26 protein-coding genes and 2 tRNA genes are annotated in these 25507 nt (G+C 69.9%); 10 read left to right on the forward strand and 18 right to left on the reverse strand.

Going from position 1 to position 25507, the window contains the following annotated elements; genetic code table 11:
• Window positions 1–209: 209 nt before the first annotated feature.
• From AC1Q7O_RS16465 to AC1Q7O_RS16475, 3 genes are all read left to right on the forward strand, one after another.
• Window positions 210–362 (forward strand): hypothetical protein, encoded by a 153-nt coding sequence (locus AC1Q7O_RS16465; RefSeq protein ID WP_492658724.1) that lies wholly within the window; start codon window positions 210–212, stop codon window positions 360–362.
• A gap of 115 nt (window positions 363–477) precedes the next feature.
• A complete protein-coding gene (locus tag AC1Q7O_RS16470) occupies window positions 478–1530 on the forward strand; it encodes a sensor histidine kinase (protein ID WP_492658723.1) in 1053 nt (350 codons plus the stop codon).
• A gap of 23 nt (window positions 1531–1553) precedes the next feature.
• Window positions 1554–2360 carry a LytR/AlgR family response regulator transcription factor gene (locus AC1Q7O_RS16475; protein ID WP_492658722.1) on the forward strand — a complete coding sequence of 269 codons (807 nt, stop codon included), beginning with the start codon at window positions 1554–1556 and terminating at the stop codon, window positions 2358–2360.
• A gap of 105 nt (window positions 2361–2465) precedes the next feature.
• Here the strand turns inward: AC1Q7O_RS16475 and AC1Q7O_RS16480 are convergent.
• The 7 genes from AC1Q7O_RS16480 to uvrC all read right to left on the reverse strand — a co-directional run bounded on the left by AC1Q7O_RS16480 (window position 2466) and on the right by uvrC (window position 8438).
• A tRNA-His gene (locus AC1Q7O_RS16480) sits at window positions 2466–2541 on the reverse strand.
• Window positions 2542–2569: 28 nt separating this feature from the next.
• Window positions 2570–4483: a SurA N-terminal domain-containing protein gene (locus AC1Q7O_RS16485; RefSeq protein ID WP_492658721.1), complete on the reverse strand. Its 1914-nt coding sequence runs from the start codon at window positions 4481–4483 to the stop codon at window positions 2570–2572.
• Window positions 4484–4588: 105 nt separating this feature from the next.
• A tRNA-Val gene (locus tag AC1Q7O_RS16490) sits at window positions 4589–4664 on the reverse strand.
• 37 nt (window positions 4665–4701) lie between these two features.
• Window positions 4702–4995 carry an HU family DNA-binding protein gene (locus AC1Q7O_RS16495; protein WP_492658874.1) on the reverse strand — a complete coding sequence of 98 codons (294 nt, stop codon included), beginning with the start codon at window positions 4993–4995 and terminating at the stop codon, window positions 4702–4704.
• A gap of 180 nt (window positions 4996–5175) precedes the next feature.
• The gene (gene pgsA / locus AC1Q7O_RS16500) at window positions 5176–5742 is read right to left on the reverse strand and encodes a CDP-diacylglycerol--glycerol-3-phosphate 3-phosphatidyltransferase (RefSeq protein ID WP_492658720.1); all 567 of its coding nucleotides are present in this window, start codon (window positions 5740–5742) and stop codon (window positions 5176–5178) included.
• 138 nt (window positions 5743–5880) lie between these two features.
• A complete protein-coding gene (locus AC1Q7O_RS16505) occupies window positions 5881–6411 on the reverse strand; it encodes a hypothetical protein (RefSeq protein WP_492658719.1) in 531 nt (176 codons plus the stop codon).
• A gap of 38 nt (window positions 6412–6449) precedes the next feature.
• Window positions 6450–8438 carry an excinuclease ABC subunit UvrC gene (gene uvrC, locus AC1Q7O_RS16510; RefSeq protein ID WP_492658718.1) on the reverse strand — a complete coding sequence of 663 codons (1989 nt, stop codon included), beginning with the start codon at window positions 8436–8438 and terminating at the stop codon, window positions 6450–6452.
• 55 nt (window positions 8439–8493) lie between these two features.
• Here uvrC and earP point away from each other — a divergent pair, with 55 nt between their 5' ends.
• Both earP and efp read left to right on the forward strand, forming a co-directional pair.
• On the forward strand, window positions 8494–9525 hold the full coding sequence (gene earP / locus AC1Q7O_RS16515; RefSeq protein WP_492658717.1) for an elongation factor P maturation arginine rhamnosyltransferase EarP: 1032 nt from the start codon (window positions 8494–8496) through the stop codon (window positions 9523–9525).
• A gap of 83 nt (window positions 9526–9608) precedes the next feature.
• On the forward strand, window positions 9609–10163 hold the full coding sequence (efp, locus tag AC1Q7O_RS16520; protein ID WP_492658716.1) for an elongation factor P: 555 nt from the start codon (window positions 9609–9611) through the stop codon (window positions 10161–10163).
• A gap of 63 nt (window positions 10164–10226) precedes the next feature.
• Here the strand turns inward: efp and AC1Q7O_RS16525 are convergent, their stop codons facing one another.
• The 7 genes from AC1Q7O_RS16525 to mltG all read right to left on the reverse strand — a co-directional run bounded on the left by AC1Q7O_RS16525 (window position 10227) and on the right by mltG (window position 15104).
• Window positions 10227–10448 carry a hypothetical protein gene (locus AC1Q7O_RS16525; protein WP_492662728.1) on the reverse strand — a complete coding sequence of 74 codons (222 nt, stop codon included), beginning with the start codon at window positions 10446–10448 and terminating at the stop codon, window positions 10227–10229.
• 118 nt (window positions 10449–10566) lie between these two features.
• Window positions 10567–11220, reverse strand: coding sequence for an ankyrin repeat domain-containing protein (locus tag AC1Q7O_RS16530; protein ID WP_492658714.1), 654 nt, complete (start codon window positions 11218–11220; stop codon window positions 10567–10569).
• Entirely contained in the window at window positions 11217–12002 is a 786-nt protein-coding gene (locus AC1Q7O_RS16535) for a TatD family hydrolase (protein ID WP_492658713.1), read from the reverse strand. Before AC1Q7O_RS16535 ends, AC1Q7O_RS16530 begins: the two co-directional genes overlap by 4 nt.
• Window positions 12003–12031: 29 nt before the next feature.
• Window positions 12032–12481, reverse strand: a complete 450-nt coding sequence (locus tag AC1Q7O_RS16540) for a PilZ domain-containing protein (RefSeq protein WP_492658712.1) — start codon at window positions 12479–12481, stop codon at window positions 12032–12034.
• A 15-nt stretch (window positions 12482–12496) separates the two neighbouring features.
• Window positions 12497–13501 (reverse strand): DNA polymerase III delta subunit-related protein, encoded by a 1005-nt coding sequence (locus AC1Q7O_RS16545; RefSeq protein ID WP_492658711.1) that lies wholly within the window; start codon window positions 13499–13501, stop codon window positions 12497–12499.
• The gene (gene tmk, locus AC1Q7O_RS16550) at window positions 13501–14130 is read right to left on the reverse strand and encodes a dTMP kinase (RefSeq protein ID WP_492658873.1); all 630 of its coding nucleotides are present in this window, start codon (window positions 14128–14130) and stop codon (window positions 13501–13503) included. The genes AC1Q7O_RS16545 and tmk overlap by 1 nt, the downstream gene beginning before the upstream one ends.
• Window positions 14109–15104, reverse strand: coding sequence for an endolytic transglycosylase MltG (gene mltG, locus AC1Q7O_RS16555; protein ID WP_492658710.1), 996 nt, complete (start codon window positions 15102–15104; stop codon window positions 14109–14111). The genes tmk and mltG overlap by 22 nt, the downstream gene beginning before the upstream one ends.
• A gap of 57 nt (window positions 15105–15161) precedes the next feature.
• On the opposite strand from mltG, the gene ygfZ reads away from it, so the two are divergent.
• Window positions 15162–16040, forward strand: coding sequence for a CAF17-like 4Fe-4S cluster assembly/insertion protein YgfZ (gene ygfZ / locus AC1Q7O_RS16560; RefSeq protein WP_492658709.1), 879 nt, complete (start codon window positions 15162–15164; stop codon window positions 16038–16040).
• Window positions 16040–16288, forward strand: coding sequence for a DUF4936 family protein (locus AC1Q7O_RS16565; RefSeq protein WP_492658708.1), 249 nt, complete (start codon window positions 16040–16042; stop codon window positions 16286–16288). Before ygfZ ends, AC1Q7O_RS16565 begins: the two co-directional genes overlap by 1 nt.
• Before the next feature lie 35 nt (window positions 16289–16323).
• Here AC1Q7O_RS16565 and AC1Q7O_RS16570 read toward each other — a convergent pair whose 3' ends face one another.
• The 3 genes from AC1Q7O_RS16570 to AC1Q7O_RS16580 are packed head-to-tail and all read right to left on the reverse strand — an operon-like array spanning window position 16324 to window position 19804.
• Window positions 16324–17181, reverse strand: a complete 858-nt coding sequence (locus tag AC1Q7O_RS16570; protein ID WP_492658707.1) for a YbgC/FadM family acyl-CoA thioesterase — start codon at window positions 17179–17181, stop codon at window positions 16324–16326.
• A complete protein-coding gene (locus AC1Q7O_RS16575; protein WP_492658872.1) occupies window positions 17178–18074 on the reverse strand; it encodes an alpha/beta hydrolase in 897 nt (298 codons plus the stop codon). Before AC1Q7O_RS16575 ends, AC1Q7O_RS16570 begins: the two co-directional genes overlap by 4 nt.
• 29 nt (window positions 18075–18103) lie before the next feature.
• Window positions 18104–19804 carry a S10 family peptidase gene (locus AC1Q7O_RS16580; RefSeq protein WP_492658706.1) on the reverse strand — a complete coding sequence of 567 codons (1701 nt, stop codon included), beginning with the start codon at window positions 19802–19804 and terminating at the stop codon, window positions 18104–18106.
• 58 nt (window positions 19805–19862) lie between these two features.
• Between AC1Q7O_RS16580 and gbd the strand changes: the two genes are divergently transcribed.
• The 3 genes from gbd (at window position 19863) to AC1Q7O_RS16595 (ending at window position 23862) form a co-directional block, all read left to right on the forward strand.
• A complete protein-coding gene (gene gbd / locus AC1Q7O_RS16585; protein ID WP_492658705.1) occupies window positions 19863–21002 on the forward strand; it encodes a 4-hydroxybutyrate dehydrogenase in 1140 nt (379 codons plus the stop codon).
• A gap of 163 nt (window positions 21003–21165) precedes the next feature.
• On the forward strand, window positions 21166–22716 hold the full coding sequence (locus AC1Q7O_RS16590) for a methyl-accepting chemotaxis protein (RefSeq protein ID WP_492658704.1): 1551 nt from the start codon (window positions 21166–21168) through the stop codon (window positions 22714–22716).
• Between the two features lie 705 nt (window positions 22717–23421).
• On the forward strand, window positions 23422–23862 hold the full coding sequence (locus AC1Q7O_RS16595; RefSeq protein WP_492658703.1) for a hypothetical protein: 441 nt from the start codon (window positions 23422–23424) through the stop codon (window positions 23860–23862).
• Between the two features lie 242 nt (window positions 23863–24104).
• Here AC1Q7O_RS16595 and aceA read toward each other — a convergent pair whose 3' ends face one another.
• On the reverse strand, window positions 24105–25403 hold the full coding sequence (gene aceA / locus AC1Q7O_RS16600; protein ID WP_492658702.1) for an isocitrate lyase: 1299 nt from the start codon (window positions 25401–25403) through the stop codon (window positions 24105–24107).
• Window positions 25404–25507 lie beyond the last annotated feature (104 nt).

A 25507-nucleotide genomic window follows, 5' to 3' on the forward strand; every position in this document is an offset into this window, starting at 1 on the left:
GGTCTGCCGCGGCGACCAAACGGATGGCGGGCAGCCCACCGCCACGCACGGCACCGCAGCCACTGCCAGCCACCGCCGGGTCGACGCCGCCGCGCGTTCCCGCACCGCCCGGCCCCACTCGTCGCAAACCGCTGCCCGCAGCCCGGCGGCCTGGCGACAGTCCGTCCATCGACGACATCCCGTCGGCGATCCACCCCAGGAGAAACCTCATGAACGACACCCCGACCACCACCGCCTGCCGCTGCAACCCCTGCCCCGGCGCGGCTTGCCCCTGCGGCTGCCAGACCCCGCCGCCGCAACCGGCCTGCGCCTGCGGCCCGCAATGCGCCTGCGGCCCGGCCTGCGCCTGCAGCAAGCCCTGACCCCGAACTGCCGGCGGCAGGCTGCCGCCGGCGCCTGCCCGGTTGGCGGATCGTGCGGCGGGCCCTAGAGTCGTCCGCGGCCCGCCAGACACCCAGCCACGCACCAGCCCGCCTCATGACACCCCTGCCCCGAACCGACCCGCTGCGCGGCTTCCTGCAAACCCTGCTGATCGCCGCCTGCCTGTGGGCGGTGGCGGCGGTGCTGCTCTTCTTCGTCGTGCCCGGCATCGAGACCTTTCCCCGCGTGCTGCTGTTCTCGGAGTGCGTCGGGCTGACGATGGTCGCCATCGTCGTGTTCCTGCGCCGCACCCGGCAGTTCGCGCGCTTCTCTCCCACGGCCCGCTGGCTGCTCATCGCGCTGGTGGCCCTGCCCGGCGGCTACTTCATCGGCCACCAGATCGCGTTCATCCTGCTGGGCGAGTCGATGCAGATGGTGGGCCACCGGGCCATCAGCTTCATCCCCATCGTCTTCACGCTGCTTGTCGGCGGCTTCGGCCTGCACTACTACGCCACGCGCGAGCAACTGGCCGCCGAGGCCGCCCAGCGCGCCGAGGCGCAGCGGCTCGCCGTCGAATCGCAGCTGCGCCTGCTGCGCACGCAGCTGGAGCCGCACATGCTGTTCAACACGCTGGCCAACGTGCGCTCGCTGGTGCGCGAGGACGTCGACCGCGCCGAGACCATGATCGACCAGCTCATCGTCTACCTGCGCAGCGCGCTGGTCGCATCGCAGACGGAGGCCGTGGCGTTGAGCCGGGAGTTCGCGCAGCTGCGCGCCTACCTGGACATCATGGCCCTGCGCATGGGCCCGCGGCTGAGCTACCGGCTGAGCCTGCCGCCCACGCTCGAAGACACGCTGGTGCCGCCGATGCTGCTGCAGCCGCTGGTAGAGAACGCCATCAAGCACGGGCTGGAGCCCAAGGTCGGCGCAGGCCGCATCGATGTGGAGGCGACGCTGCACGACGCCTTCATCGAACTGCGCGTGTCCGACAGCGGCCTGGGCCTGCCGGCGGACGGCGGGCTGGACGCCCAGGGCACGCCGGCCAGCACCCGCTACGGGCTGCAGCACGTCCGCGACCGGCTGCGCGCCGCCTACGGCGACGCCGCCAGCCTGCGCCTGGAGCGGCGCACGCCCGCGGGCGTCAGCGCCGTCATCCACCTTCCCTGCTGAACAGAACTTCTCTGGAGACCGACATGCACGAGCGCACCGGCCCGACCGCCGTCCTCGCCGAAGACGAACCCGTCCTCGCGCGCACGCTGCGCCGCCTGCTGGAGCAGGCCTGGCCCGAGCTGCAGATCCTCGCGATGGCGGAGGACGGCCTGCAGGCCACGGAGCTGGCGCTGGCCCATGCGCCGGACATCATGTTCCTGGACATCAAGATGCCCGGCCGCAACGGCCTGGAGGCGGCCGAGGCCATCGCGGACGAGTGGCCGGAACAGGCGGCGGAGCCGCTGTTCGTGTTCGTCACGGCCTACGACGCCTACGCGGTGTCGGCCTTCGAGCGCGCCGCGGTGGACTACATCCTCAAGCCCGCGACACCGGAGCGGCTGGCGCAGACGGTCGACCGGCTGAAGGCCCGGCTGGGCCAGCGTGCGCGGCAGCCCGGTGCGGGCGACATGGCCCAGGTGATGCAGCGCATGCAGTCCATGGGCGAGGCCCCGCAGCTGCCGCGGGAGCGCATCAAGGTGATCCGCGCGGGCGTGGGCAACACGGTGCGCATGATTCCCGTCACCGATGTGATCTGCTTCGAGGCCACCGAGAAATACGTCAACGTGGTCACGGCCGGCGGCGAGGCGCTGGTGCGCATGAGCCTGCGCGAGCTGATGGCCAGCATCGACTCGACCGACTTCATGCAGGTGCACCGCAGCGTCCTCGTCAACACCCACGCCATCCTGAGCGCGACGCGCGAGGAGAACGGCCAGTACAGCCTGAACCTGCGCGGCCTGGAACGGCCGCTGAAGGTCAGCCGCGCGTTCAGCCACCTCTTTCGGCCCATGTAGTGGCCGGCTCAGGAGCGCCGGCGAGTGGACTCGCGCAAACGTCACCCCAAAAGCACAACGGCCCAGCGGGTTGATTCGCTGGGCCGTTGATTCAGGCGGAAATTTTGGGGTGGCTGATGGGACTCGAACCCACGACAACAGGAATCACAATCCTGGACTCTACCAACTGAGCTACAACCACCGCTGAGCCAAAAAGTATAACCTAAAAATCAGGGCGCGCTAGCGGCAGAGGCAGGAGATGCAACTTTGATGACCGCCTTGTACTGCGACTTCAGCGCGGCAAGGTAGGCCTGGCCTTCGGCGCGGGCCCAGGCAGCGGCGTATTGCTGGCTGGCGCGCTTGTCGTCGATGACGCTGGCGTCGCGCGGCTGCAGCTGGTTGATGCGCACGACGACGTAGCCGCCGTCCTCGGCCGCCACGCCCACCGCGGCCGGCAGCTTGGCGGCGTCGGCACCCAGCACGGCTTCGAGCTGGGCACGGGTCAGCTTCTCGGGCTTGGCGCGCGACACGGTCACGGCCGCCTCCAGGCCGCCGGTGTCGGCCGGGTTGGCCTTCAGCACTGCCAGGCGCGCCTCGCCGGCCTTGCGGGCTTCGGCGCTGGCGAGCTTTTGCACGAGCTGTGCGCGGACCTTGTCCTTCACGTCGGCCAGCGGCGGCACGCGGGCCGGGTTGTGCTGCACGACGCGGGCGGACACGAGCTGGCTTGGGCCGGTCTCGACGGCCTCGGTGTTGCGCTTGTTGCGAAGCGCATCGGCGCCGAACACAGCGTCCAGCAGCTTGGCCGAGGCCAGCGGGCCCGCGGCGCCGGCCTGCGGCTGGCGCGCGACGGTGGCGGTCTGGACTTGCAGCTTGAGCTTGTCGGCGGCGGGCTGCAGGCTGTCGGACTGTTCGTAGACGAGGTTGCCGAACTGCTCGGCGGCCTCGGCGTAGCGGCGCTGGGCCAGTTGCTTGCGCACTTCGGTCTCGACCTCGCCGCGCACGGCCTCGAACGGCTTCTTCTCGCCGCCACGGGTGCCGGTCAGCTGGATGATGTGGAAGCCGAAGTCGGTCTCGACGAGGTTGCTGATCTCGCCGGCCTTCATCGCGTAGACGGCCGCGTCGAACTCCTTGACCATGGCGCCACGGCCGAAGAAGTCCAGGTCGCCGCCATTGACGGCCGAGCCCTCGTCCTGCGAGCTCTTCTTGGCGACCTCGGCGAACGAGGCCGGGTTCTTGCGCACCTGGGCCAGCAGCTCCTCCGCCTTGGCCTTGGCCTTGGCGCGCTCGTCGGCCGGCGCGCTGCGCTCGGCCTTGATGAGGATGTGGCTGGCGCGACGCTCTTCGGGCACGCCGTAGCGCGACGCGTTCTCGTCGTAGTACTTGCGCAGGTCTTCCTCGGTGAAGCTGACGTCCTTCTTCAGCGCCTCGATATCGAGCAGCAGGTACTGGATCTGGGCCGACTCGGGCAGCTGGAACTTGGCGGCGTTGGCCGGCTCCTTGTAGAAGGCTTCCAGGTCGGCGTCGCTGGGGTTGATCTGCGCGGCGAAGGCGGCCACGTCGAAGCGCTGCAGCTGCACCTCGCGCTGCTGCAGCAGCGAGTCGAAGGCGAGCTTGGCGTTGGCGTTGCCAGCCACCGCGGACGTTTCCACCGGTGCCATGACCTGGCGCAGCGCGTAGTCCTGGCGCAGGCGCTCGAGGAAGCCGGACGGCGTCATGCCCTGCGCGGCCAGGATGGCCTTGTTGACGGTGCCATCGGGGTTGCGCAGGAACGCCAGCTGCGGGTCGTTCCAGAAGCGCGCCTTGACGGCCTCGGCGCTGGGCGTGAAGTGCTGGTGCGTGGCCGCGGCCTGCAGCGTGCGCTCGGTGACCAGACCTTCCAGCGCCTGCTGCTTCACCTCGGGGGTGTCCAGCAGCTTGGCGTCGACGTTGGGGTTCTGGCGGCGGATGCGGTCGCCCTGGTCGCGCAGCGCCACGTCCCATTCGGCCTGGGTGATCTTGCGGCCGTCGACGCTGGCCACGCCGGCGTTGGCGCCCCCCATCATGCTGGTGTAGCCCTGCATGCCGACGAAGGCGAAGGACGGCAGGATCAGCAGCAGCAGGATGAACTGGAACAGGCGGTTGTGCTGGCGAACGAAATCAAACATCTCGGAGAGCCTTCAGGGATCAAACGCAACAAAGGCGAACCGAGGTTCGCCTTCGAGGGGAGCCGCATTCTAGATGCGGGACGGCGTGGGCCGCCGCGGGGTGGGTGGTGGGCGCTGACGGGCTCGAACCGCCGACAATCTCCGTGTAAAGGAGGTGCTCTACCAACTGAGCTAAGCGCCCGGGAAAACCGGGGATTCTAGAGACGACCGGCGGCGCGTCAGTTGACGGCGTCCTTGAGCGCCTTGCCAGGCTTGAATTTGGGCACCTTGGCGGACTTGATCTTGATCGCCTCGTTGGTGCGCGGGTTGCGGCCGGTGCGGGCGGCGCGCTTGGTGATGCTGAAGGTGCCGAAGCCCACCAGCGACACGGTCCCATTCTTCTTCAGCGTCGTCTTGACGCCGCCGATCACGGCTTCGAGCGCACGGCCCGCGGCGGCCTTGGAGATGTCGGCCTGCTTGGCGATGTGCTCGATCAATTCGGACTTGTTCACTCGTGCCCCCAGTTGGACGATTCGGCGGTGCAAAGCTGCTAGCGAATGGCGGCCCGCGTACAGCTGGGAGCCCTTCAGAGCCACCAATTCGACGGCCCGGACTCGCGCGGGGAAGCGGATTCTAGACGCGCCCCGCCGGCCCGGCGGGGCGGGAAAAGTCCCGATACAACTCGGTGTCCCGCGCGTCGCCGGATGGCGTCTTCAGCGCGCCTTGGCGCGGATTTCGGGCAGCGCCTTCTGCAGGTAGTACACCATCGACCAGATGGTCAGCACGACGGCCGCGTAGATCAGCCAGGTGCCCCACACGCGGGTCGGGATGATGCCAAACAGCAGGCCGTCGAACAGCAGGAACGGGATGGCCACCATCTGCACGGTGGTCTTGAGCTTGCCCACCATGTGCACGGCCACGCTGCGTGACGCGCCGATCTGCGCCATCCATTCGCGCAGCGCCGAGATGGCGATCTCGCGGCCGACGATGACCAGCGCGACGAAGGCGTTGACGCGGCCCAGTTCCAGCAGGATGAGCAGCGCCGAGCAGACGAGGAACTTGTCGGCCACCGGGTCCAGGAAGGCGCCGAAGGACGAGGTCTGGTTGAGCTTGCGGGCCAGGTAGCCGTCCAGCCAGTCGGTCAGCGCGACGACGATGAACAGGCTGGTCGCGAACAGGTTCTGGTGCGCGGGCGCCAGGTCCAGGTAGAACACCCCGACGATGAGCGGGATGGCCACGATGCGGGCCCAGGTCAGCAGGGTGGGAAGCGTCCAGAACATGTCAGTGGCCGCTGGTCCGTCCGGAGGGCACCAGCGCCCCCGCGGGGGGCAGCGAACGGAGTGAGCGTGAGGGCCGTGTCATCCGGCCATTGTGCCCAAGGCTGGGGCGTTGACGCCCCAGCTTGTGGTGGCGACCCGTCAATCCAGGCTGCGCGGCTTGAAGCGGCGGTCCTCGTCGAACAGGAAGCTCTCGGTGAACCGCCAGGGTTCGGGCATGCGGCGCACGTCGCCGAAGGGCGCGGCGCGGTGCACGGCGTCGATGGCCATCTGCAGCGTCTCGGGCCCGAAGCGCGGCGGGCGCAGCACGTTGATCTTGCGCACGCTGCCGTCGGCCTTCAGCTCCACATCCAGCACGACGACGGTGAGCAGGTGCGACGGGGCCGGCGTCATGAAGGTGCGCTCGGGGTTGGCCATGACGATGCGCTCGGCGGCCTGGCGGCGCAGTTCCTCCGGCGTGCGCACGGCCTTGGGCGCCGGCATGCCCTGGGGCTTGTTCAGCGCGGCGGAGGGCTGTGGCGCCGCCGGTGCGGCCGCCGGGGCCGGCGTCACGGCCGGGGCGGCGGGCGGTGCCGGCGCGGGGGCCGGTGCGCGCGGCGCGGCGCCGCAGGCGGCCAGCAGCGGCGCGACCAGCCAGTGGGCGGTGCGGCGCGAGCGTTCGACGATGGACATGGTGTGCTCCTCCAGAAGCGATTCTTGTCGGGTTGCGCTCAGTGCAGCGCGCGGTAGATCTCTTCGGCCAGGTCGCGCGAGATGCCTTTCACGCTGCACAGCTCGTCGACGCTGGCGCCAGCCACGCCGCGCACGCCACCAAAGCGCTGCAGCAGCTGCGAGCGTTTCTTGGGGCCGACGCCCGGCACGTCCTCCAGACGCGAGCCGCCGGTGCGCGTGGCGGCGCGCTTGGCCCGCATGCCGGTGATGGCGAAGCGGTGCGCCTCGTCGCGGATCTGCGCGATCAGCATCAGCGCGGCCGAGTCGCGGCCGAGGTAGACCTTCTCGCGGCCGTCGGCGAACACCAGCTCTTCCAGGCCGACCTTGCGGCCCTCGCCCTTCTCGACGCCGGCGATGAGGCTCAGGTCCAGCCCCAGCTCCTCGAACACCTCGCGCGCCATGCTGACCTGGCCGCGGCCGCCGTCCACCAGCACGAGGTCCGGCAACCGGCCGGTGCCGAGCTGCGCGGCCTCGGCCATCTTGGCGTAGCGGCGCGTCAGCACCTGGCGCATGGCGGCGTAGTCATCGCCGCCGGTGATGCCCTCGATGTTGTAGCGCCGGTACTGGCTGCTCTGCATCTGGTGGCCCTCGAAAACAACGCAGCTGGCCATCGTCGCCTCGCCGGCGGTGTGGCTGATGTCGAAGCACTCGACGCGGAAGCTGTCGATCTCGGTGACGGAGAGGTCCAGCGCGTCCACCAGCGCGCGCGTGCGCGCCTGCTGCGAACCCTCCTCGGCCAGCAGCCGCGCCAGCGCCAGCTCGCCGCCCTTGACGCACATCTCCAGCCAGATGCGGCGCTGGCCGCGCGGCTGGGCCTGCACGGTGACCCGGCTGCCGGCCTGGCTGCCCAGCACCTCGCCCAGGCCGGCGTCGACCGGCTCGCTGACGAGGACGAGGCCCGGCACCGGCGAAGCGAGGTAGTGCTGCGCCATGAAGGCCTCCAGCACCTGCCGTTCGGGCGACAGCGGCTCCTCGTCGTCCAGCAGCATGGCCGTCGCATCGTCGACATGCTTGGGGAAGAACGCGCGGTCCCCCAGGTGCCGGCCGCCGCGCACCATCGCCAGGTTCACGCAGGCCTTGCCGCCCTGCACCTTGACGGCCAGGATGTCCACGTCGCGGTCGCGACCGGTGGCGCTGCTTTCCTCGACGACCTGCTGCTGCAGCACCTTGGACAGCGCCTGGATCTGGTTGCGCACCTCGGCCGCCAGCTCGTACTGGAAGCGTTCGGCGTAGGCGGTCATCTGCGCCTGCAGCGAGGCCATGACCTCGTCGGTCTCGCCGCGCAGGAAGGCTTCGGCGCTCTGCACGTCGCGCGCGTAGTCGCCGGTCTGGCCGGCCGGCACGCAGGGGCCGGAGCAGCGCTTGATCTGATGCAGCAGGCAGGGCCGGCTGCGGTTGTTGAAGACGCTGTCCTCGCAGGTGCGCAGCTTGAACACCTTCTGCATCAGCTGGATGGACTCCTTCACCGCCCAGGCGCTGGGGAACGGGCCGAAGTACTGGTGCCGCTTGTCCACCGCGCCGCGGTAGTAGGCCATGCGCGGCCACGCGTGCGACGTGATCTTCAGGTAGGGGTAGCTCTTGTCGTCCCGGAACAGGATGTTGAAGCGAGGATTCAACGTCTTGATCAGGTTGTTCTCGAGCAGCAGCGCTTCGGCCTCGGTGCGCACCACCGTGGTTTCCATGCGGGCGATGCGCGCCACCATCATGCCGATGCGCGTGCCGCCGTGGTTCTTCTGGAAGTAGCTGCTGACGCGCTTCTTCAGGTCCTTGGCCTTGCCGACGTAAAGCACCTCGTCCCGCGCGTCGAAGTAGCGGTAGACGCCAGGCAGCGCCGGCAGCGCGCCCACCTCGGCCAGCAGCTTCTCGCGCGTCGCGCGGGCGGCGGCCTCCATGTCGACGGCGCGCTGCTTCTCGGCGGCTTCGATGGCGGCACGTTCGGCCTGGTACTGCTCGACGGGGTCGGTGCTGGGAGGTGGCGTGCTGGACATTGGCGGCATTCTGGCCTGGGACAATCCACCCATGAGTGAGCCGATGAGAGAGCCGATGCTTTGGGACATCTTCTGCCGCGTCATCGACAACCATGGCGACCTGGGTGTGTGCTGGCGGCTGGCGCGGGACATCGTCGCTCGCGGACATCAGGCCAGGCTGTGGATTGACGACGCCTCGGCGCTCGCGTGGATGGCGCCCGAGCGGCCGGACCGGCGCCATGGCGTCGAGATCCGCGCCTGGCCCGAGAACGACGTGGAGGCCCCCCCGGGCGAGGTGGTCATCGAGGCCTTCGGCTGCGAACTGCCGACTTTCTTCGTCGCCCGGATGGCCGCCCGGCAGACCGCACCGCGCTGGATCAACCTCGAGTACCTCAGCGCGGAGGACTACGTGGAGCGCAGCCATGGCCTGGCCTCGCCGCAGTTCCACGGCCCCGGCGCAGGCCTGACCAAGCATTTCTTCTACCCCGGCTTCACGCCCCGCACCGGCGGGCTGCTGCGCGAGACCGGCCTGCTGGAGCGCATCGAGACCTTCGACGGGCCGGCCTGGCTGGCGGCGCGCGGCTGGGCGCCCGAGGAGGGCGAGCGCGTCGTCAGCCTGTTCGCCTATGCCAACGCGCACCTGCCCGCCCTGTTGGCGAGCCTCGCCGAACAACCCACGCTGGTGCTGGCCTGCCCCGGGCCGCTGCAGCCGCTGATCGCCGCTCGCCCCGGCCTGCGCAGCATCGCACTGCCCTACCTGCCGCAGGACGACTACGACCGGCTGCTGTGGGCCTGCGACCTGAACTTCGTCCGCGGCGAGGATTCGTTCGTGCGTGCGCAGTGGGCCGGCAAGCCCTTCGTCTGGCACATCTACCCGCAACCGGAGGACAACGCCCACCACGCCAAGCTGGCCGCCTTCATGGCCCGCGCGGCGCTGCCGCCGGCCTGGCAGGCGGTGTGGCGCGGCTGGAACGGCCTGGGCGCCCTGCCCGGCTCGCTGGCCGGCCTGGCGGAGGCCGCCGACCATGCGCCAGCCTGGCGTGCGCAATTGGCGGCCCAGCCCGACCTGCTGACCCAGCTGCGGGGCTTCCTAGGGGTTTCCAGATAGAATCACGGGCTTTGCCGCGCCATACCGGATCAAATCCGCTGGAGTTCTGGTGCGCAGCTCCTGACTAATCCCGAGAGACCACCATGAAACTCGCTCAAGAAATCCGCGCCGGCAACGTGATCATGCAGGGCAAGGACCCGATGGTCGTGCTGAAGACCGAATACAGCCGTGGCGGCCGTGGCGCTGCCACCGTGCGCATCAAGATGAAGAACCTGCTCAACGGCGCCGGTGCTGAACTCGTGTTCAAGGCCGACGACAAGATGGAGCAGATCATCCTCGACAAGAAGGAGTGCACGTACACCTACTTCGCCGACCCGATGTATGTGTTCATGGACACCGAGTACAACCAGTACGAAGTCGAAGCCGAGAACATGGGCGACGCGCTGTCCTATCTGGAAGACAGCATGGCCGCCGAAGTCACCTTCTACGACGGCAAGGCCATCTCCATCGAACTGCCCACCAGCGTCGTGCGCGAGATCGAGACCGAGCCGGCCGCCAAGGGCGACACGTCGGGCAAGGTCATGAAGCCGGCCCGCCTGAAGGGCACCGGCTTCGAGATCTCCGTGCCGGCGTTCGTCGAGAACGGCGACAAGATCGAAATCGATACCCGCACGCACGAGTACCGCAAGCGCGTCTGAGCGCCAGGCAAGAGGCCAGCGGCCTCGCCAGCAAAACGCCCGCATCAGCGGGCGTTTTCGTTTTTACAACGCGTCGTCCGACAGGTCGGGCACGTCGATCTCGGCGTCGATCTCGCTGTCGAAGGCGGCGCTGGCCTTGACGGGAATCCAGGGGCGGTCCAGCGGGCGGTAGACGCGGCGCTGCAGGCGGGCCAGACGGTCGGAACGCTCGATGGCGGTCATCACCTCGGCGGGCGAGATCAGCATCGCGAACGGGTCAGCCAGATTCGGGGTGGTGGACAGCATGGTGGGCCTGCGGTTGAAGTCGATGGCCTCACTGTAGGCAGCCACCCCGGGTCGCAACAGTCGGCACAGCGCGCTAGGCGCTGTAAGACTTTCCCCTACACGGCCGGCCAGGCGTGCACTACTTCTCGGCCGACGCCGCGCGCTGGCGCTGGGCCTCGGCGGCGCGCAGCTCGGCGGCCATGCGGTCGCGGCCGCCGCGCTTGGCGAAGTCGGCGGCCGTCAGCTCCTGCTCGTTGGCCGCGCGCGGCTCGGCGCCGGCCTTCAGCAGCAGCGGCACCAGGTCACCGCTGCCGTAGCGGGCGGCCATCATCAGCGGCGTGGTGCCGTTGTCGGAGCGCGCGTTCAGCGCCGCGCCCTGCGCGATGAGGAACTCGGCCACGCCGTTGTCCGGGCCGCTGCAGGCGTAGTGCAGCGGCGTCCAGCCCTTGCGGTTGATGTCGGCGCCACGCTTGACCAGTGCCTTCACGGCGGGCAGCGAGCCGCGGATGGCGGCCAGCATCAGCGGCGTCTCGCCGTCGGCGTTGACGGCGTTCACGTTCGTCTGCTGCACGGCCAGCAGCGCTTCCAGCGCCTTCTGCGAGCCCTCGCGCACGGCCGTGAACAGCGCGGTGCGGCCGCGGTTGTCGGTCAGGTTGGGGTCCACGCCCTTGGTCAGCAGCGCCTGCACGACGCGCGGGTCGTTCATCTCGGCGGCGATGACGAGGTCGTCGACGGGCGTCGCATGGGCCAGCGTGGCCGCGGCCAGGGCCAGCGTGGCGATCAGCAGTTTCATGCGGCCTCCGGCAGCTTGAACAGTCGGCGCGTGTTGGCCGTCGTGATGGCGGCCAGCTCCGGCACGGCCAGGCCCACGGCGTCCGCCACGGCCTTGGCCACGTGCGGCACATAGGCCGGCGAGTTGGTCTTGCCGCGGAACGGCACCGGTGCCAGATACGGGCTGTCGGTCTCGATCAGCACGCGCTCCAGCGGCAGCAGCTTCAGCAGGTCGCGCAGATCCTGCGCGTTCTTGAAGCTGACGATGCCCGAGAACGAGATGTAGTAGCCGCGCTCCACCGCCGCCAGCGCCACCTCGGCCGTCTCGGTGAAGCAATGGAACACGCCGCCCGCCTGCTCGCCGCCCTCCTCGTCCAGCACGCGCAGCGTGTCGGCGGCGCTAGCCCGGGTGTGGATGACCAGCGGCTTGCCCGCCTGCTTGGCGGCGCGGATGTGCGTGCGGAAGCGCTCGCGCTGCCACGCCATGTCGGCGATGCTGCGGCCGTTCAGGCGGTAGTAGTCCAGCCCCGTCTCGCCGATGGCGACGACACGCGGCCGCGCCGCCAGAGCCACCAGCTCGGCCACGTCGGGCTCACGCATGTCCTCGGTATCGGGGTGCACGCCGACGGTGGACCACAGCACGTCGTGCGCCATCGCCAGCGCGTGGACGTCCTCGAACTCCTCCATCTGCGTGCAGATGCAGATGGCCTGATCGACCTGCGCGTTGCGCATGTCGGCCAGGATGTCGGGAAGCCGCTGCTTCAGTTCGGGGAAGCTGAGGTGGCAGTGGGAATCAATGAACATCGGTCGGCAGCCCGGGCGGGCTCTTTCACTTACAGCGTCTGGGTCGGCTTGCTCGACGACACCGCGGTGCCCAGGATTTCCTCGATGCGCACGCGGATCAACCGCGTCTTCTCATCGCCGGGGAAGCGCACGCCCACGCCCTGGGTGCGGCCGCCTGACGCGTTGGCCGGCGTCAGCCACGCGACCTTGCCGGCCACAGGATAGCGCTGGCTGTCCTCGGGCAACGCCAGCAGCAGGTAGACATCCTCGCCGAGCTTGTAGTCGCGCGTCGTCGGCACGAACAGGCCGCCTTCGGTGAAGGCCGGGATGTAGGCCGCGTACAGCGCCGACTTCTCGCGGAACACCAGCTGGATGACGCTGGGCCGCGCGCTGGAGCTGGCGCCCTGCCCGCCCACCGTGGGCAACGGCAGGGAACCGCCCAGCTGGCTGGGCTGGAATTGCAGGGAGGCCGGGCCTTGCTTGGATTGCGCGTCGCTCATGGAAGCCGAGTGTAGTCAGCGCAAGGACGCATTCACCGCCGCCTGGGCCTGCGCCACCAGCGCCTCGATCCACAGGCTGGCGTTCAACGGGTGATCGGCATGCCGCGCGGCGCGTCTCAGCTCGGCATCCCAGGCCAGCAGCGGCGCTGCCTTCCTGGGCGACGGCAGCGACGCCGCCGCGAAGAACTGCCCCGGCTGGCCGTGGCTGCGGCGCAGCAGGTCATGGCACAGCCGCTGCAGCGCGTCGATGGCGCGTGGCGGCGGCAGCTCGGACAGCGCCTGCACCTCGCCGCGCGCGACGCGCTTCGGAATGGCCTGCCAGGCGGTATCCGTCAGCCCGGCCTTCGACCAGGCCAGCGCCTGCTGCGGCCGGCCGCCGGTCGCGTCCAGCAGGCCCTCGGCCCCCTGCACACCCTTGGACGCCAGCCAGGCCAGCGCCGCCGAGCGCTCGGGAAGCGCCAGCGGCAGCGGCTGGCAGCGGCTGCGGATGGTGGGCAGCAGGCTGGCGCTGTCATGACTGGCGAGCGCGAAGCGCAGCAGGCCGGACGGCTCCTCCAGCGTCTTCAGCAGCGCGTTGGCGGCCACACCGTTCAGCGCCTCGGCCGGGAAGATGACGACGACCTTGGCCTTGCCGCGCGCCGACGTGGCCTGCGCGAACGACAGCAGGCCGCGCACCGCCTCGACCTTGATCTCCTTGCTGGGCTTGGCCTTGCCGGCCTTGACGTCGATTTCCTCGAACGGCAGGCCCAGCGACTCGCGTGCGGTCGCGTCCAGCGCCTCGGGCAGCAACAGCTGGAAGTCCGGGTGCGTGCCGCTGGCGAACAGCTTGCAGCTGGCGCACTGGTTGCAGGCCGGCTGGCCCGGCGCAGCGGCCTCGCACAGCCAGCTCTGCGCCAGCTTGACGGCCAGCTCCAGCTGCCCGACGCCGGCCGGGCCCTGCACCAGCAGCGCGTGCGAGCGGGCGCGCGTCAGCGCGTCGGTCAGCGGCCCCTGCAGCCAGGGGAGATCGGCGTTCAGCATCAGGAGTACCGGGCGGCCAGCGCCGCGATCACGGCGGCGCCGACCTGCTCGACGGTGCCGCTGGCATCGATGCGCACGATGCGCTGCGGCGCCGCGGCCGCGCGGGCCGCGTAGCCAGCGCGCACGCGCTCGAAGAAGTCCAGGTCCAGCTGCTCGATGCGGTCGGCCTCGCGGGCGTTGGCGCGGCGCGCGGCAGCCTGCTCGGAAGGCAGGTCGAACCACAGCGTCAGCTCGGGCTCGGTGCCTTCCTGCACCCAGTCGGCCAGCGGGTTCAGCACCGCCAGCGGCAGGCCGCGGCCGCCGCCCTGGTAGGCAAAGCTCGCATCCGTGAAGCGGTCGCACAGCAGCGTCTTGCCGGCCGCCAGCGCGGGCTTGATGACGGTCTCCACATGGTCGCGCCGGCCGGCGAACATCAGCAACACCTCGGTCAGCGAGCCCATCGGCTGCTTCAACACGATGTCGCGCAGCGCCTCGGCCAGCGGCGTGCCGCCGGGCTCGCGGCTGAGCTGCACGTCGTCGCCGCGGGCGCGGAACCAGTCGGCCACCGCCTGGATGTGGGTGGACTTGCCGGCACCGTCGATGCCCTCGAATGAAATGAATCGACCGATCACTTGCCGCCGCGTTGGTATTTGTTGACCGCGCGATTGTGCGCGGCGAGGTCGTCGCTGAATTCGCTGCTGCCATCGCCGCGCGCCACGAAGTACAGCGCCTTCACCGGCGCCGGGTTCAGCGCCGCGGCCAGCGACGCCGCGCCGGGCATCGCGATGGGCGTGGGCGGCAGGCCGCCACGCGTGTAGGTGTTGAACGGCGTGTCGGCCAGCAGGTCGCGCTTGCGCAGGTTGCCGTCGAAGGCCTCGCCCAGGCCGTAGATGACGGTGGGGTCGGTCTGCAGCGGCATGCCCAGGCGCAGCCGGTTCACGAACACGGCGGCGACGCGGCTGCGGTCGGCCGGCGTGCCGGTTTCCTTCTCGACGATGGACGCGAGGATCAACGCCTCGTCGGCCGACTTCAGCGGCAGGTTGGCCGCACGCTTGTCCCAGGCTGCGGCGAGGCGCTTCTTCATCGCGTCGCGGGCGCGCTTGAGCACGGTCAGGTCGCTGACGCCGCGGCTATAGGCATAGGTGTCGGGGAAGAAGCGGCCCTCAGGCGCCACGCCCGGCTCGCCCAGGGCGGCCATCAGCTCGGCGTCGCTCATGCCCGCGGTCCTGGGCTTGAGCGACGGGGCGGCGGCCAGCGCGGCCCGCACCTGGCGCCAGTTCCAGCCTTCGATGAGGCGCAGTTGCTCCAGGATCTGGTCGCCGCGCACCATCTTGTCCAGCAGCTCGCGCGGCGTGACGCCGGCGTGCACCTCGTAGCTGCCGGCGCGGATCTGCTTGGCCTGGCCGGACCACTTGAACCACTGGTAGAGCCAGCGGGCATCGGTCTGCACGCCGGCGGCCACCCAGGCGCGCGCGACCTCGGCCGGGTTGGCGCCGGGCTCGACGGACAACTCCACCGACGGCGCGGCCAGCCCCAGCGGGCTGCGCAGCCATTGCCACGCGGCCCCGGCGGCCAGCGCCGCGATCAACAACAACGCGAGCAACGCCCGCAACAACCATTTCATGCCCTGTATACCCAGAGAGACGGCCCGGTCAAAAGGGGGCTGATGATAATTGCGCCCATGTCCCAGACTTCCCGACTCCACCTCCGTGACTGGGGCGTCATCCGCGCCCTCGGTGCCGACGCCGCCAGCTTCCTTCACGGCCAGCTGACCCAGGACTTTGCGCTGCTGGACCGTGACCACGCGCGGCTGGCCGGCTTCTGCACCGCCAAGGGCCGGCTGCTCGCAACGATGGTGGGCTGGCGTGGCGGTGACGACGAGATCCTGCTGGCGCTGCCGGCCGAAACGCTGGCGGCGACGCTGAAGCGGCTGTCGATGTTCGTGCTGCGCGCCAAGTGCAAGCTGACGGACGCCAGCGCCGAGTTCGCCGTCTACGGCCTGCAGGGCACGCCGGCCGCCGACGCGTGGACGCTGGTGCGCGAGGGTGACGCCGTGCAGATCGCACTGCCCGGCTCAGGCCGCGCGCTGCGCGTGCAGCCGGCGGCAGCCGCCGCTCCTGCGAGCGCCGAGATCACGCCCGATGACTGGGCCGGCGCCGAGGCCGCCGCCGGCCTGGCGTGGGTGCGCGGCGCCACCGTGGAGGCCTTCGTGCCGCAGATGATCAACTTCGAGGTGCTGGGCGGCGTGAACTTCAAGAAGGGCTGCTACCCGGGCCAGGAGATCGTCGCGCGCAGCCAGTACCGCGGCACGCTGAAGCGCCGGCTGCAGGTGTTCGAGACGGACGCGACGGCCACCGTGGGCCAGGAGATCTTCCACAGCGCCGACCCCGAGCAGCCGGCCGGCGTCGTGGCCGGCAGCGGCATGCGCGACGGCCGCACGGTCATCGCCGCCGAGATCAAGCTCGCGGCGCTGGAAGGCGGCAGCCTGCACCTGGGGCAAGCCGGCGGCGCGATGCTGCAGCCGCGCCCTCTGCCGTACGAAATTCCGCCGCAAGACTGATGCAGCTCTACGTCTACTACAAGGTCGCGGCGGACAACGCCGACGCCGCCCTCATCGCCTTCCGCAAGGCCCGCGTCGAAGCGCCGATCGAGCTGCTACAGCGCCCCGAGCCGGATGACCAGGGCCGCTGGACGTGGATGGAGATCTACCCCGCCGGCTGGGGCCACCGCGAGCCGCAGGTGGCGGCGGCGATGGCGCCGTGGCTGGCGAGCGAGCGCCGCGTCGAGCGCTTCGAGATGCTGGGCTGAGGCTGGACCGAGGACAACGCCTGCGTGCGCCAGGCTTAGATCGCCCGGACCATTTCGACGTGGCCGATGCCGGCTTCCTCGAACGGCTCGCCGCGGCGCTGGAAGCCGGCGCGCAGGTAGAAGTTCTCCGCTGACAACTGCGCATGCAGCAGCACCTCGCGGTAGCCCTGCTGCCGGGCGTGCGCCATCAGCGCGTCCAGCACCAGCCGGCCGATCTGGCCGCCGCGCATGGAGCGCCGCACGGCCATGCGGCCGATCTTGGCCACACCCGGCACATGCTCCAGCAGCCGGCCCGTGGCCAGCGGCAGGCCGAAGCGGTTGCGGGCCAGCGCGTGCAGGCAGCTGGCGTCGGCGCTGTCCCACTCCATGTCGGCGGGAATGTGCTGCTCCTCCACGAACACCTCGCGGCGGATGGCGGTGGCGGCGGCACCGTGCTCGGACCACGGGCCCAGCGCGATGTCGACGACCGGCTGACCGGCCTCGAAGTCGTGGATGAGCCCGCGCAGCGCGTCCGGCACCGGCAGCGGCGACTGCGTGGCCGGGTCGGCGAAGACGTAGACCATCTCCGCCTGCACCAGCATGTGCTCGCCGTGGAAGACGGCGCCGTCCACCTTCATCGAGCTGTTGCCGAACTCGCGGACGCGGATGCCGATGTCCAGCCGGTCGTCGTAGCGGGCCGAGCCGCGGTAGTCCAGCGTCGCGCGGCGCACGTAGAGGTCGCCGCCCAGCCCTTTCATCGTCTCGGCGTAGGGCATGGCCAGCGCGCGCCAGTAGCCGCTGACGGCGGTGTCCAGGTAGGTGAGGTAATGCCCGTTGAAGACGATGCCCTGGGCATCGATCTCGGCCCAGCGCACGCGCAGGGGTTCGAGGTGGCGGAAGTCGGTGCGCTTCATGGTTGGAGGTACTCCCTGATGGCGGTGGCGCAGGCGTCCAAGGCGGTGAGGGCCTCGGGGATCTGACGCCCCATTTTGATGAAGTCGTGCGTGACGCCGCGGTACAGCTCCAGCTGCACCGGCACGCCGGCCGCTCGCAGCGTGTCGGCGTAGGCGATGCCCTCGTCCACCAGCGGGTCGCATTCGGCCAGCACCAGGCAGGCGGGCGCCAGGCCGCTGTGGTCCTCCGCCTCCAGCGGCGCGAAGCGCCAGTCGTGGCGCTGGGCGCGGTCGAGGTAGTGGCCGAAGAACCACTCGATGCTGGCGGCGTCGAGCAGGAAACCGTTGGCGAACAGCTTGTGCGACGGCGTGCCGGCCTGGCTGGCGGTGCCGGGCGTGATGAGCAGCTGCCCCTTCAGCGGCAGGCCGCGGTCGCGGGCGAAGAAGGCGGTGGTGGCGGCCAGCGTGCCGCCGGCACTGTCGCCGCCGACGGCCAGGCGCGAGCCGTCCAGCCCGAGTGATGCCGCATGTTCGTGCAGCCAGGCCAGTGCGGCCCAGGCGTCGTCCACGGCGGCGGGGAAGCGGTGCTCGGGCGCGAGGCGGTAGTCCAGTGCCATGACGGCTGCGCCGCTGCGCAGTGCCAGCTGGCGGCACAGGCTGTCGTGCGTCTCCAGGTCGCCGATCGTGAAGCCGCCGCCGTGCAGGTAGAGCAGCACGGGCAGCCGCTCGTGGCTGGGCGCGTACAGCCGCGCGGGGCGGCCGGCGGCTTCGAGGTTATCGACGCGGGGCAGCGGCGCGCGCGGCAGGTCCAGGATCTCGGCGCCCATGCGGTAGGCCAGGCGCGCGTCGCGCGGCGTGAGGCTGTGGAACGGCGGGCGGTTGGCGCGGTGGATGCGTTCGAGCACGCCGGCCATGCGCGGCGTCAGGAGCTGGGTGGGTGGCTTCATGGAGCGCGCATTCTCGGCGGCACCCACGGGTCGCGCAGCGGCGCCTGGAACACGGCCTCCTCCACCGGCACGACGCTGCCCGGCGCCTGCGGCGTGCCGGCACGGTCCACGGCCACCACGGGCCGGGCCGCCAGCGCACGCCGCTCGGGCCCGAGGTCGGCCGTCGCGCGCAGCGCCAGCGTGTTGGCGTAGAAGGCCTTCATGTCGGCCAGTTGCGCGATGCGCGTCGCGTCGTCCAGGTAGCTCATGTGGCCGCCGGCGTAGTTGCGGATCGTCACGCGGCGGGCGTCCACGCGGGCCAGGTCGGTCTCGGTCAGGTGGAACGGTGTGGCCAGGTCGTGATAGCCGCTGACGGCCAGCACGCGCAGCCGCGGGTTCTGCGCCAGCGCGGCGGCGAGGTCGGGCACCGTGTCGGGCAGCGGGCGGCCGGCGTGGCTGAAGTCCCAGTCGTTGATGGCGTTGCTGAGCACGACGTAGGTGGACGCGTTGCGATAGCCGAGCTGGTCGCGCAGGTGGGTGGCAATGCCCTGCGCGAAGCTGTCGCCGATCCAGGTGCTGGACGGGTCGCCCTCGGCCGCCAGCACGCTGCCCACCGCGGCCTTCATGCGGCCGTCGTAGCGCCCCAGCAGCTGGCCGGCGATGAGCCATTGGCGGTAGCTGTCGGCCGACACGTTGAGCGCCGTCTGCCAACGGCCGGCCGGCAGGCCGGTCAGGTCGGCCAGCGGCTGCCACAGCGCCGGCGTGGGCAGGCGGTCGGCCAGCCAGGCCTGCAGCGCGGGGCCATAGACCGTGTCGGCATAGGTGCGAGCCTGCGTGGTCCAGGCGTTCACGTCGGTGGGCACGGGCTGCGTCAGGCGGTGGAACACGCCGACGGCGGCGAAGCTCGGCAGGTAGCCGGCGCAGCCCTGGCCGGTGGTGATGCCGCAGTTGCTGTTGTAGTCCATGGCCGGGGACTGCAGCACCAGCCCGTCCAGCATGACGCCCGCCTCCTGCAGCCGCCGCGCCAGCACGGCCGTGCGCGGGCCGCCATAGCTCTCGCCGAACAGGTACTTGGGCGACCCGGCGCGGTTGTTCGCGGCGAGGTAGCGCAGGATGAAGTCGCGGAACAGCGCCGCGTCGGCATCCACACCCCAGAAGCTGCGGTTCGTGAACGGCGCGATGGCCTGCGAATAGCCGGTGCCGACGGCGTTGATGAAGACGAGGTCGCTCTCGCCCAGCAGGTGCTCGGCGTTGTCCACCATCGTGAACGGCCGGGCCAGCGCCGTGTCCGGCACGCCGGTCACCAGGCGCTTCGGCCCGAAGCTGCCCAGCTGCAGCCACACCGACGCGGAGCCCGGGCCGCCGTTGTAGAAGAAGGTCACCGGCCGCGTGGCCGCGTCGGCGCCAGGCCGCGTGTAGGCGACGTAGAACACCGACGCCTGCGCCGCACCGGCCGCGTCGCGCGCGATGAGGTGGCCGGCGGTGGCGGTGTAGCTCAGCGTCTGGCCGTTGGCGGTGACCGTCTGCGTGCTGACCGCGGCTGCCTCCACGGCGCCGGGCAGCGATGCGTCGCGCGCCGAGGAATAGACCGTCGTGTCGGTCAGGCCGGGGCGGTCGTCGACAGGCGGCATGGTGGCCGGCGGCGCGCCCCCTCCCCCACCGCCGCAGGCGGCCAGGGCCAGGGTCAGCAGCAGGGCGGGGAGCGGAGTCGCGCGCATGACGTCGAGTCTAGACAGCCGGGGCTAGGATGAACGAAGACACCCCGGAGAGTGCGCCATGGCCCAGATGCTGTACGTGACCCGCATCGAACTCGAGTTCGGCGCCAGCCGGCTGCTGCCCGCCGAATGCGAACGCGTCGGCATGCGCCGGCCGCTGGTGGTCACCGATGCCGGCGTGCGCGCGGCGGGCGTGCTGGACAAGGCGCTGGCCGCGTTCGCCGAGCCGCCCACGGTGTTCGACCGCACGCCGCCCAACCCCACCGAGGCCGCGGTGCGGCTGGCCGTGGAGCAACTGCGCGAGGCGGGCTGCGACGGGCTCATCGCCATCGGCGGCGGCTCCAGCATCGACCTGGCCAAGGGCGTGGCCATCGCCGCCACGCACGAGGGGCCGCTCAAGCGCTGGGCGACCATCGAGGGCGGCGCCGTCAACATCACGTCCAAAGTGCTGCCCGTCATCGCCGTGCCGACGACGGCCGGCACCGGCAGCGAGGTGGCGCGTGGCGCCATCCTCATCGTCGACGACGGCCGCAAGCTGGGCTTCCACAACTGGGAGCTGCTCCCCAAGGCCGCGATCTGCGACCCCGAGCTGACGCTGGCGCTGCCGCCGCACCTGACGGCGGCGACCGGCATGGACGCCATCGCCCACTGCATCGAGACCTTCCTCGCCCCGGCCTTCAACCCGCCGGCCGATGGCATCGCACTGGAAGGCCTGCGCCGGGGCTGGCAAAGCATCGAGCGCGCCACGCGCGACGGCCAGGACCGCGACGCGCGGCTGGACATGATGTGCGCCAGCGTGCACGGCGCGCTGGCCTTCCAGAAGGGTCTCGGCGCGGTGCACTCGCTGAGCCATGCGCTGGGCGGCCTCAACCCGCGGCTGCACCACGGCACGCTGAACGCCGTGTTCCTGCCCGCCGTGATCCGCTTCAACGCCGCGGCCGACAGCGTGCGGCGCGACGACCGCATCGCGCGGCTCGCACAGGCCATGGCCCTGCCCGGCCGCGACGCCGACGCGGTGGCCGACGCCATCACCGCACTGAACGCCCGCCTGGGCCTGCCCGCCGGCCTGGCCGCGATGGGCGTGACGCCCGAGCTGGACGACGCCATCATCGAACGCGCACTGCCCGACCACTGCCACAAGACCAACCCGCGCCTCGCCAGCCCGGACGACTACCGTGCGCTGCTGGCCGCGTCGCGCTGACCGCCAGGCGGGCAGGCGCCCATCGGCATCGTTTGCATCGGAATCTGCGTGACCGAAGTCCCGGTTTGAAGCTGACACCCGGCCTTCGACGGCTCTAGCATCGCCTGTTGCCCCGCGTCGTAGACGAGGGGGCGTCATGACAAGAGAACAAAGGGCAGACTTCATGATCAAGCTATCCATCGGCCAACGGTTGGCGGCGGGCTTTGCACTGGTGCTGGCGCTGGCCGCCTGCGTCATCGCGGTGGCCTCGTGGCGGCTGGCGTCCACGGCCGCGGCCACGCAGCAGATGATGGCCGAGCCGCTCGCCAAGGAGCGGCTCATTTCGGACTGGAGCCGCAACATCAACGCCGGCGTGCGCCGCACGATGGCCATCGCCAAGAGCGCCGACCCGTCGCTGGTGGAGCTGTTCAGGGAAGAGGCGGCGCAGTCCACCAAGGCCTCCGGCGAGATGCAGGAGAAGCTCAAGGGGCTGGTGCGCTCGCCCGACGAGCAGAAGCTGTTCGACGCCGTCGGCGAGGCACGCAAGGTCTACCTGGCATCGCGCGACAAGATCACCCAGCTGAAGAAGGACGGCGACGCCGAGGGCGCCGACAAGCTGCTGACCGAGGTGTTCGTGCCCGGCTCCAAGATCTACCTGCAGCGCATGGAAGAGTTCCTGGACCACCAGCGCAAGAGCATCGACGACACCGCGGCCGGCATCAACGACGCCAACGGCAACAGCCGCGTGCTGCTGATCGGCTTCGGCCTGGCCATGCTGGCGCTGGGCATCGCGGCGGCGTGGAGCATCACGCGCAGCATCACGGTGCCGCTGGCCGCCGCCAACGAACTGGCCGAGCGCGTCGCCAACGGCGACCTGACGCGCTCGGGCAAGGGCATGCAGGCCGGCACCGACGAGATCGGCCAGCTGCAGATGACGCTGCGCCGCATGCGCGAGTCGCTGTCGGCCACCATCGCCGGCATCCGCGACACGGCCGAGTCCATCGGCAATGCGTCGTCCGAGATCGCCAGCGGCAACCAGGACCTGAGCGCGCGCACCGAGAAGGCCGCATCCAGCCTGGAGGAAACCGCCAGCGCGATGGAGGAGCTGACGGGCACTGTGCAGCAGTCCGCCGCGTCGGCCGGCCAGGCCAATCAGCTGGCGCAATCGGCCGCCAGCGTGGCGCAGCGCGGCGGCGAGGTGGTGGCCCAGGTGGTGCACACGATGGACGAGATCAACGGCAGCTCGCGCAAGATCGCCGACATCATCGGCGTCATCGACGGCATCGCGTTCCAGACCAACATCCTGGCGCTGAATGCGGCGGTGGAAGCCGCGCGCGCCGGCGAGCAGGGCCGCGGCTTCGCGGTCGTCGCCGGCGAGGTACGCTCGCTGGCCGGCCGCTCGGCCGACGCCGCCAAGGAGATCAAGAGCCTGATCGGCAGCAGCGTGGAGCGCGTGGAAGCGGGCTCACGGCTGGTGGCCGAGGCCGGCAAGACGATGGACGAGCTGGTGGGCGCCGTTCAGCGCGTGAAGGACATCATGGGCGAGATCACGACCGCCACGGCCGAGCAGTCCGACGGCATCGCGCAGGTCAACATCGCCATCGCGCAACTGGACCAGGTCACGCAGCAGAACGCGGCACTGGTGGAAGAGTCCACCGCCGCGGCCGAGAGCCTGCGCGAGCAGGCCCAGACGCTGAACGGCGCGGTCGGGACCTTCCAGGTCGCGCGCCGCTGACATGGGAACCCCTCGTCTGGTCGTGCCCCGCTGAACGCGGGCCGCCCCGCCGGTCTTGCAGACCGCGCAGCCGACGGAGCGGCTGCCCTTCGACAGACACGGCAAGCCAGCAGGACTTGCCGTGTCCGGCCTCAGCCCCCGAGGGGACGGCTTGGGGCAGCCCGGCGCTCGGCCTGCGGTTTCATCAGGCAGGGGCGCGGGGGTGAAACACCACCGGCAACGGACCGGGTGTTATGTCGCTGACGACCCAAACAGTCCATGAGAGGAGGCTGGCGTCCAGAAACCCGGGACGCCAGCGCTTGAGAATGTGGCTACACGCCTGATTCAACGCATGAACTCATGGACAAACGAGCGCTCAAAATTCTCTTCGACGTCCACTGGTCAGCCTCCGGTTGGGCCCGTGGAGAGCCGCGGCTGAGCGCCGAGGACTTCGCCTATGCCAAGTCTCAGCGTGTCATGTTCGACCCTATCAGGCCCACGCATGGCGAAGCGGTAGCTCACCTCCAAGGGGCACACGGTCGGGTGGACCTACGTCAGGTCGCAGACGGTTTCCTGGCCAGCCTTTCCACGCGAAGAGTTGAGTGGCGCTCGGCACTCGGCAGCTATGCCACGAGCCGGTGGATGCCTACGCATGCCGCCACGCCAGGGGAACGGCACTGCCGAGTGTGTGGCCTAGATGACGACGAACACGTCAAGGAACATGACTTGAACGTGCTGAACTTCGAGAGGCTGAAGTGGGGAGGCGTGCGGCACGCGGACGTCATTTACGCAGCGCTCGACCTGACGCTGTTCTCCGAGATGCCCCCGCCCGCACCGACCGCCGAAGACGTCAACATCTTCCGCGACTTGATTGCAGTCCTGACTTCAGTGCCCCCGTCGGTAACAAGCGCGCAACTTCACAAGCACTTCCCCGCCACGCTAAAGGCCAACAAGGGCGAGCGCGGCCAGTTGGTCGCAATCCTGGGCCTGTGTGGCGTCCTCGGCACATCCGAACACCCCGGCTTCTGGGAGCGGTTCGTGCCTGTCCATCAGCGCGTATTGCCTGACAAGCACTACGTCGACATGGCGTACCCGGCATGTTGGTGGCGGGGCTCTGATGGCTTGAACGAGGACCGTCTCCAAGCTGTCTTTGGCCACGTTCTCTAGTTCGTGTTCGACGGAGGGAGTCCTACCGACGGGTTAGGCCGCTCCTCAGCACGGTTCTAGGTAGGTAGGGCTCGGTGAGCGAATTCTGGCCGGACGATGGCCCATGAGTCAGGTAAACCGTTGATCTCAAATAACTTTGGTCAACCGCGTCACAACGCCCAACGGACAAAAAAAGGCCCGCCGAAGCGGGCCCAACGTCGGGGAGTTGACTTTCCCTGATCTGATCAACGGTCTCGGTGTACTCAACCGTGCTTGGCGTCGAAGAACTGTTCGTCTTCGGTCGAGCCCTTCAGAGCCGCGGTGGAGGCCTGGGCTTCGATGGTGGTGGTGACGGCGTCGAAATAGCCGGTACCGACCTCGCGCTGGTGCTTGACGGCGGTGAAGCCCTTCTCGGCCGCGGCGAATTCCTTCTCCTGCAGTTCGACGAAGGCGCTCATCTGGTGGCGGGCGTAGCCGTGGGCCAGTTCGAACATCGAGTAGTTCAGGCTGTGGAAGCCGGCCAGCGTGATGAACTGGAACTTGTAGCCCAGCGCACCCAGCTCGCGCTGGAACTTGGCGATGGTGGCGTCGTCGAGGTTCTTCTTCCAGTTGAACGACGGCGAGCAGTTGTAGGCCAGCAGCTTGCCGGGGAACTTGGCGTGGATGGCGTCGGCGAAGGCCTTGGCGAAGGCCAGGTCGGGCTTGCCGGTCTCGCACCAGATCAGGTCGGCATAGGGCGCGTAGGCCAGGCCGCGGCTGATGGCCTGGTCCAGGCCGTTGCGGGTGCGGTAGAAGCCTTCGACGGTGCGCTCGCCGGTGCAGAAGGGCTTGTCGTTGTCGTCGATGTCGGCGGTGACGAGGTCGCCGGCTTCGGCGTCGGTGCGGGCCACCAGCAGCGTGGGCACGCCCATGGTGTCAGCCGCCAGGCGGGCCGCGACGAGCTTGGCGACGGCTTCCCGCGTCGGCACCAGCACCTTGCCGCCCATGTGGCCGCACTTCTTGGCGCTGGCCAACTGGTCTTCGAAGTGCACGCCCGAGGCGCCAGCCTCGATCATGGACTTCATCAGCTCGAAGGCGTTCAGCACGCCGCCGAAACCGGCTTCCGCATCGGCCACGATGGGGGCGAAGAAGTCGATGTCGTCCTTGCCTTCGCTCCACTGGATCTCGTCGGCACGCTTGAACGTGGCGTTGATCTTCTTGACGACCTTGGGCACCGAGTCCACCGAGTACAGCGACTGGTCGGGGTACATCTCGCCGTTGCTGTTGGCGTCGCCGGCGACCTGCCAGCCCGACAGGTAGATGGCCTTCAGGCCGGCCTTGACCTGCTGCATGGCCTGGTTGCCGGTCAGCGCGCCCAGCGCGTTGACGAAGGGCTCGGTGTTGACGAGGCCCCACAGCTTCTCGGCGCCGCGCTTGGCCAGCGTGTGCTCGATCTCGACGGAGCCGCGCAGGCGCACGACGTCGGCGGCGGTGTAGCCGCGGGTGATGCCCTTCCAGCGGGGGTTCTCGGCCCAGTCTTTTTCGAGGGCGGCGATCTGTTGTTCACGGGTCAGGCGGGTCATGGAAAGCTCCTTGCAAAACATCAAAACCGATGGCTCTAGCGTAGTCCTCGGCCGACCCGCCGCATAGACCCGAGTCTTATATAAGACAAAAAACTTTCATCAAA

The organism is Roseateles sp. GW823-FHT07B05, from assembly GCF_058794515.1.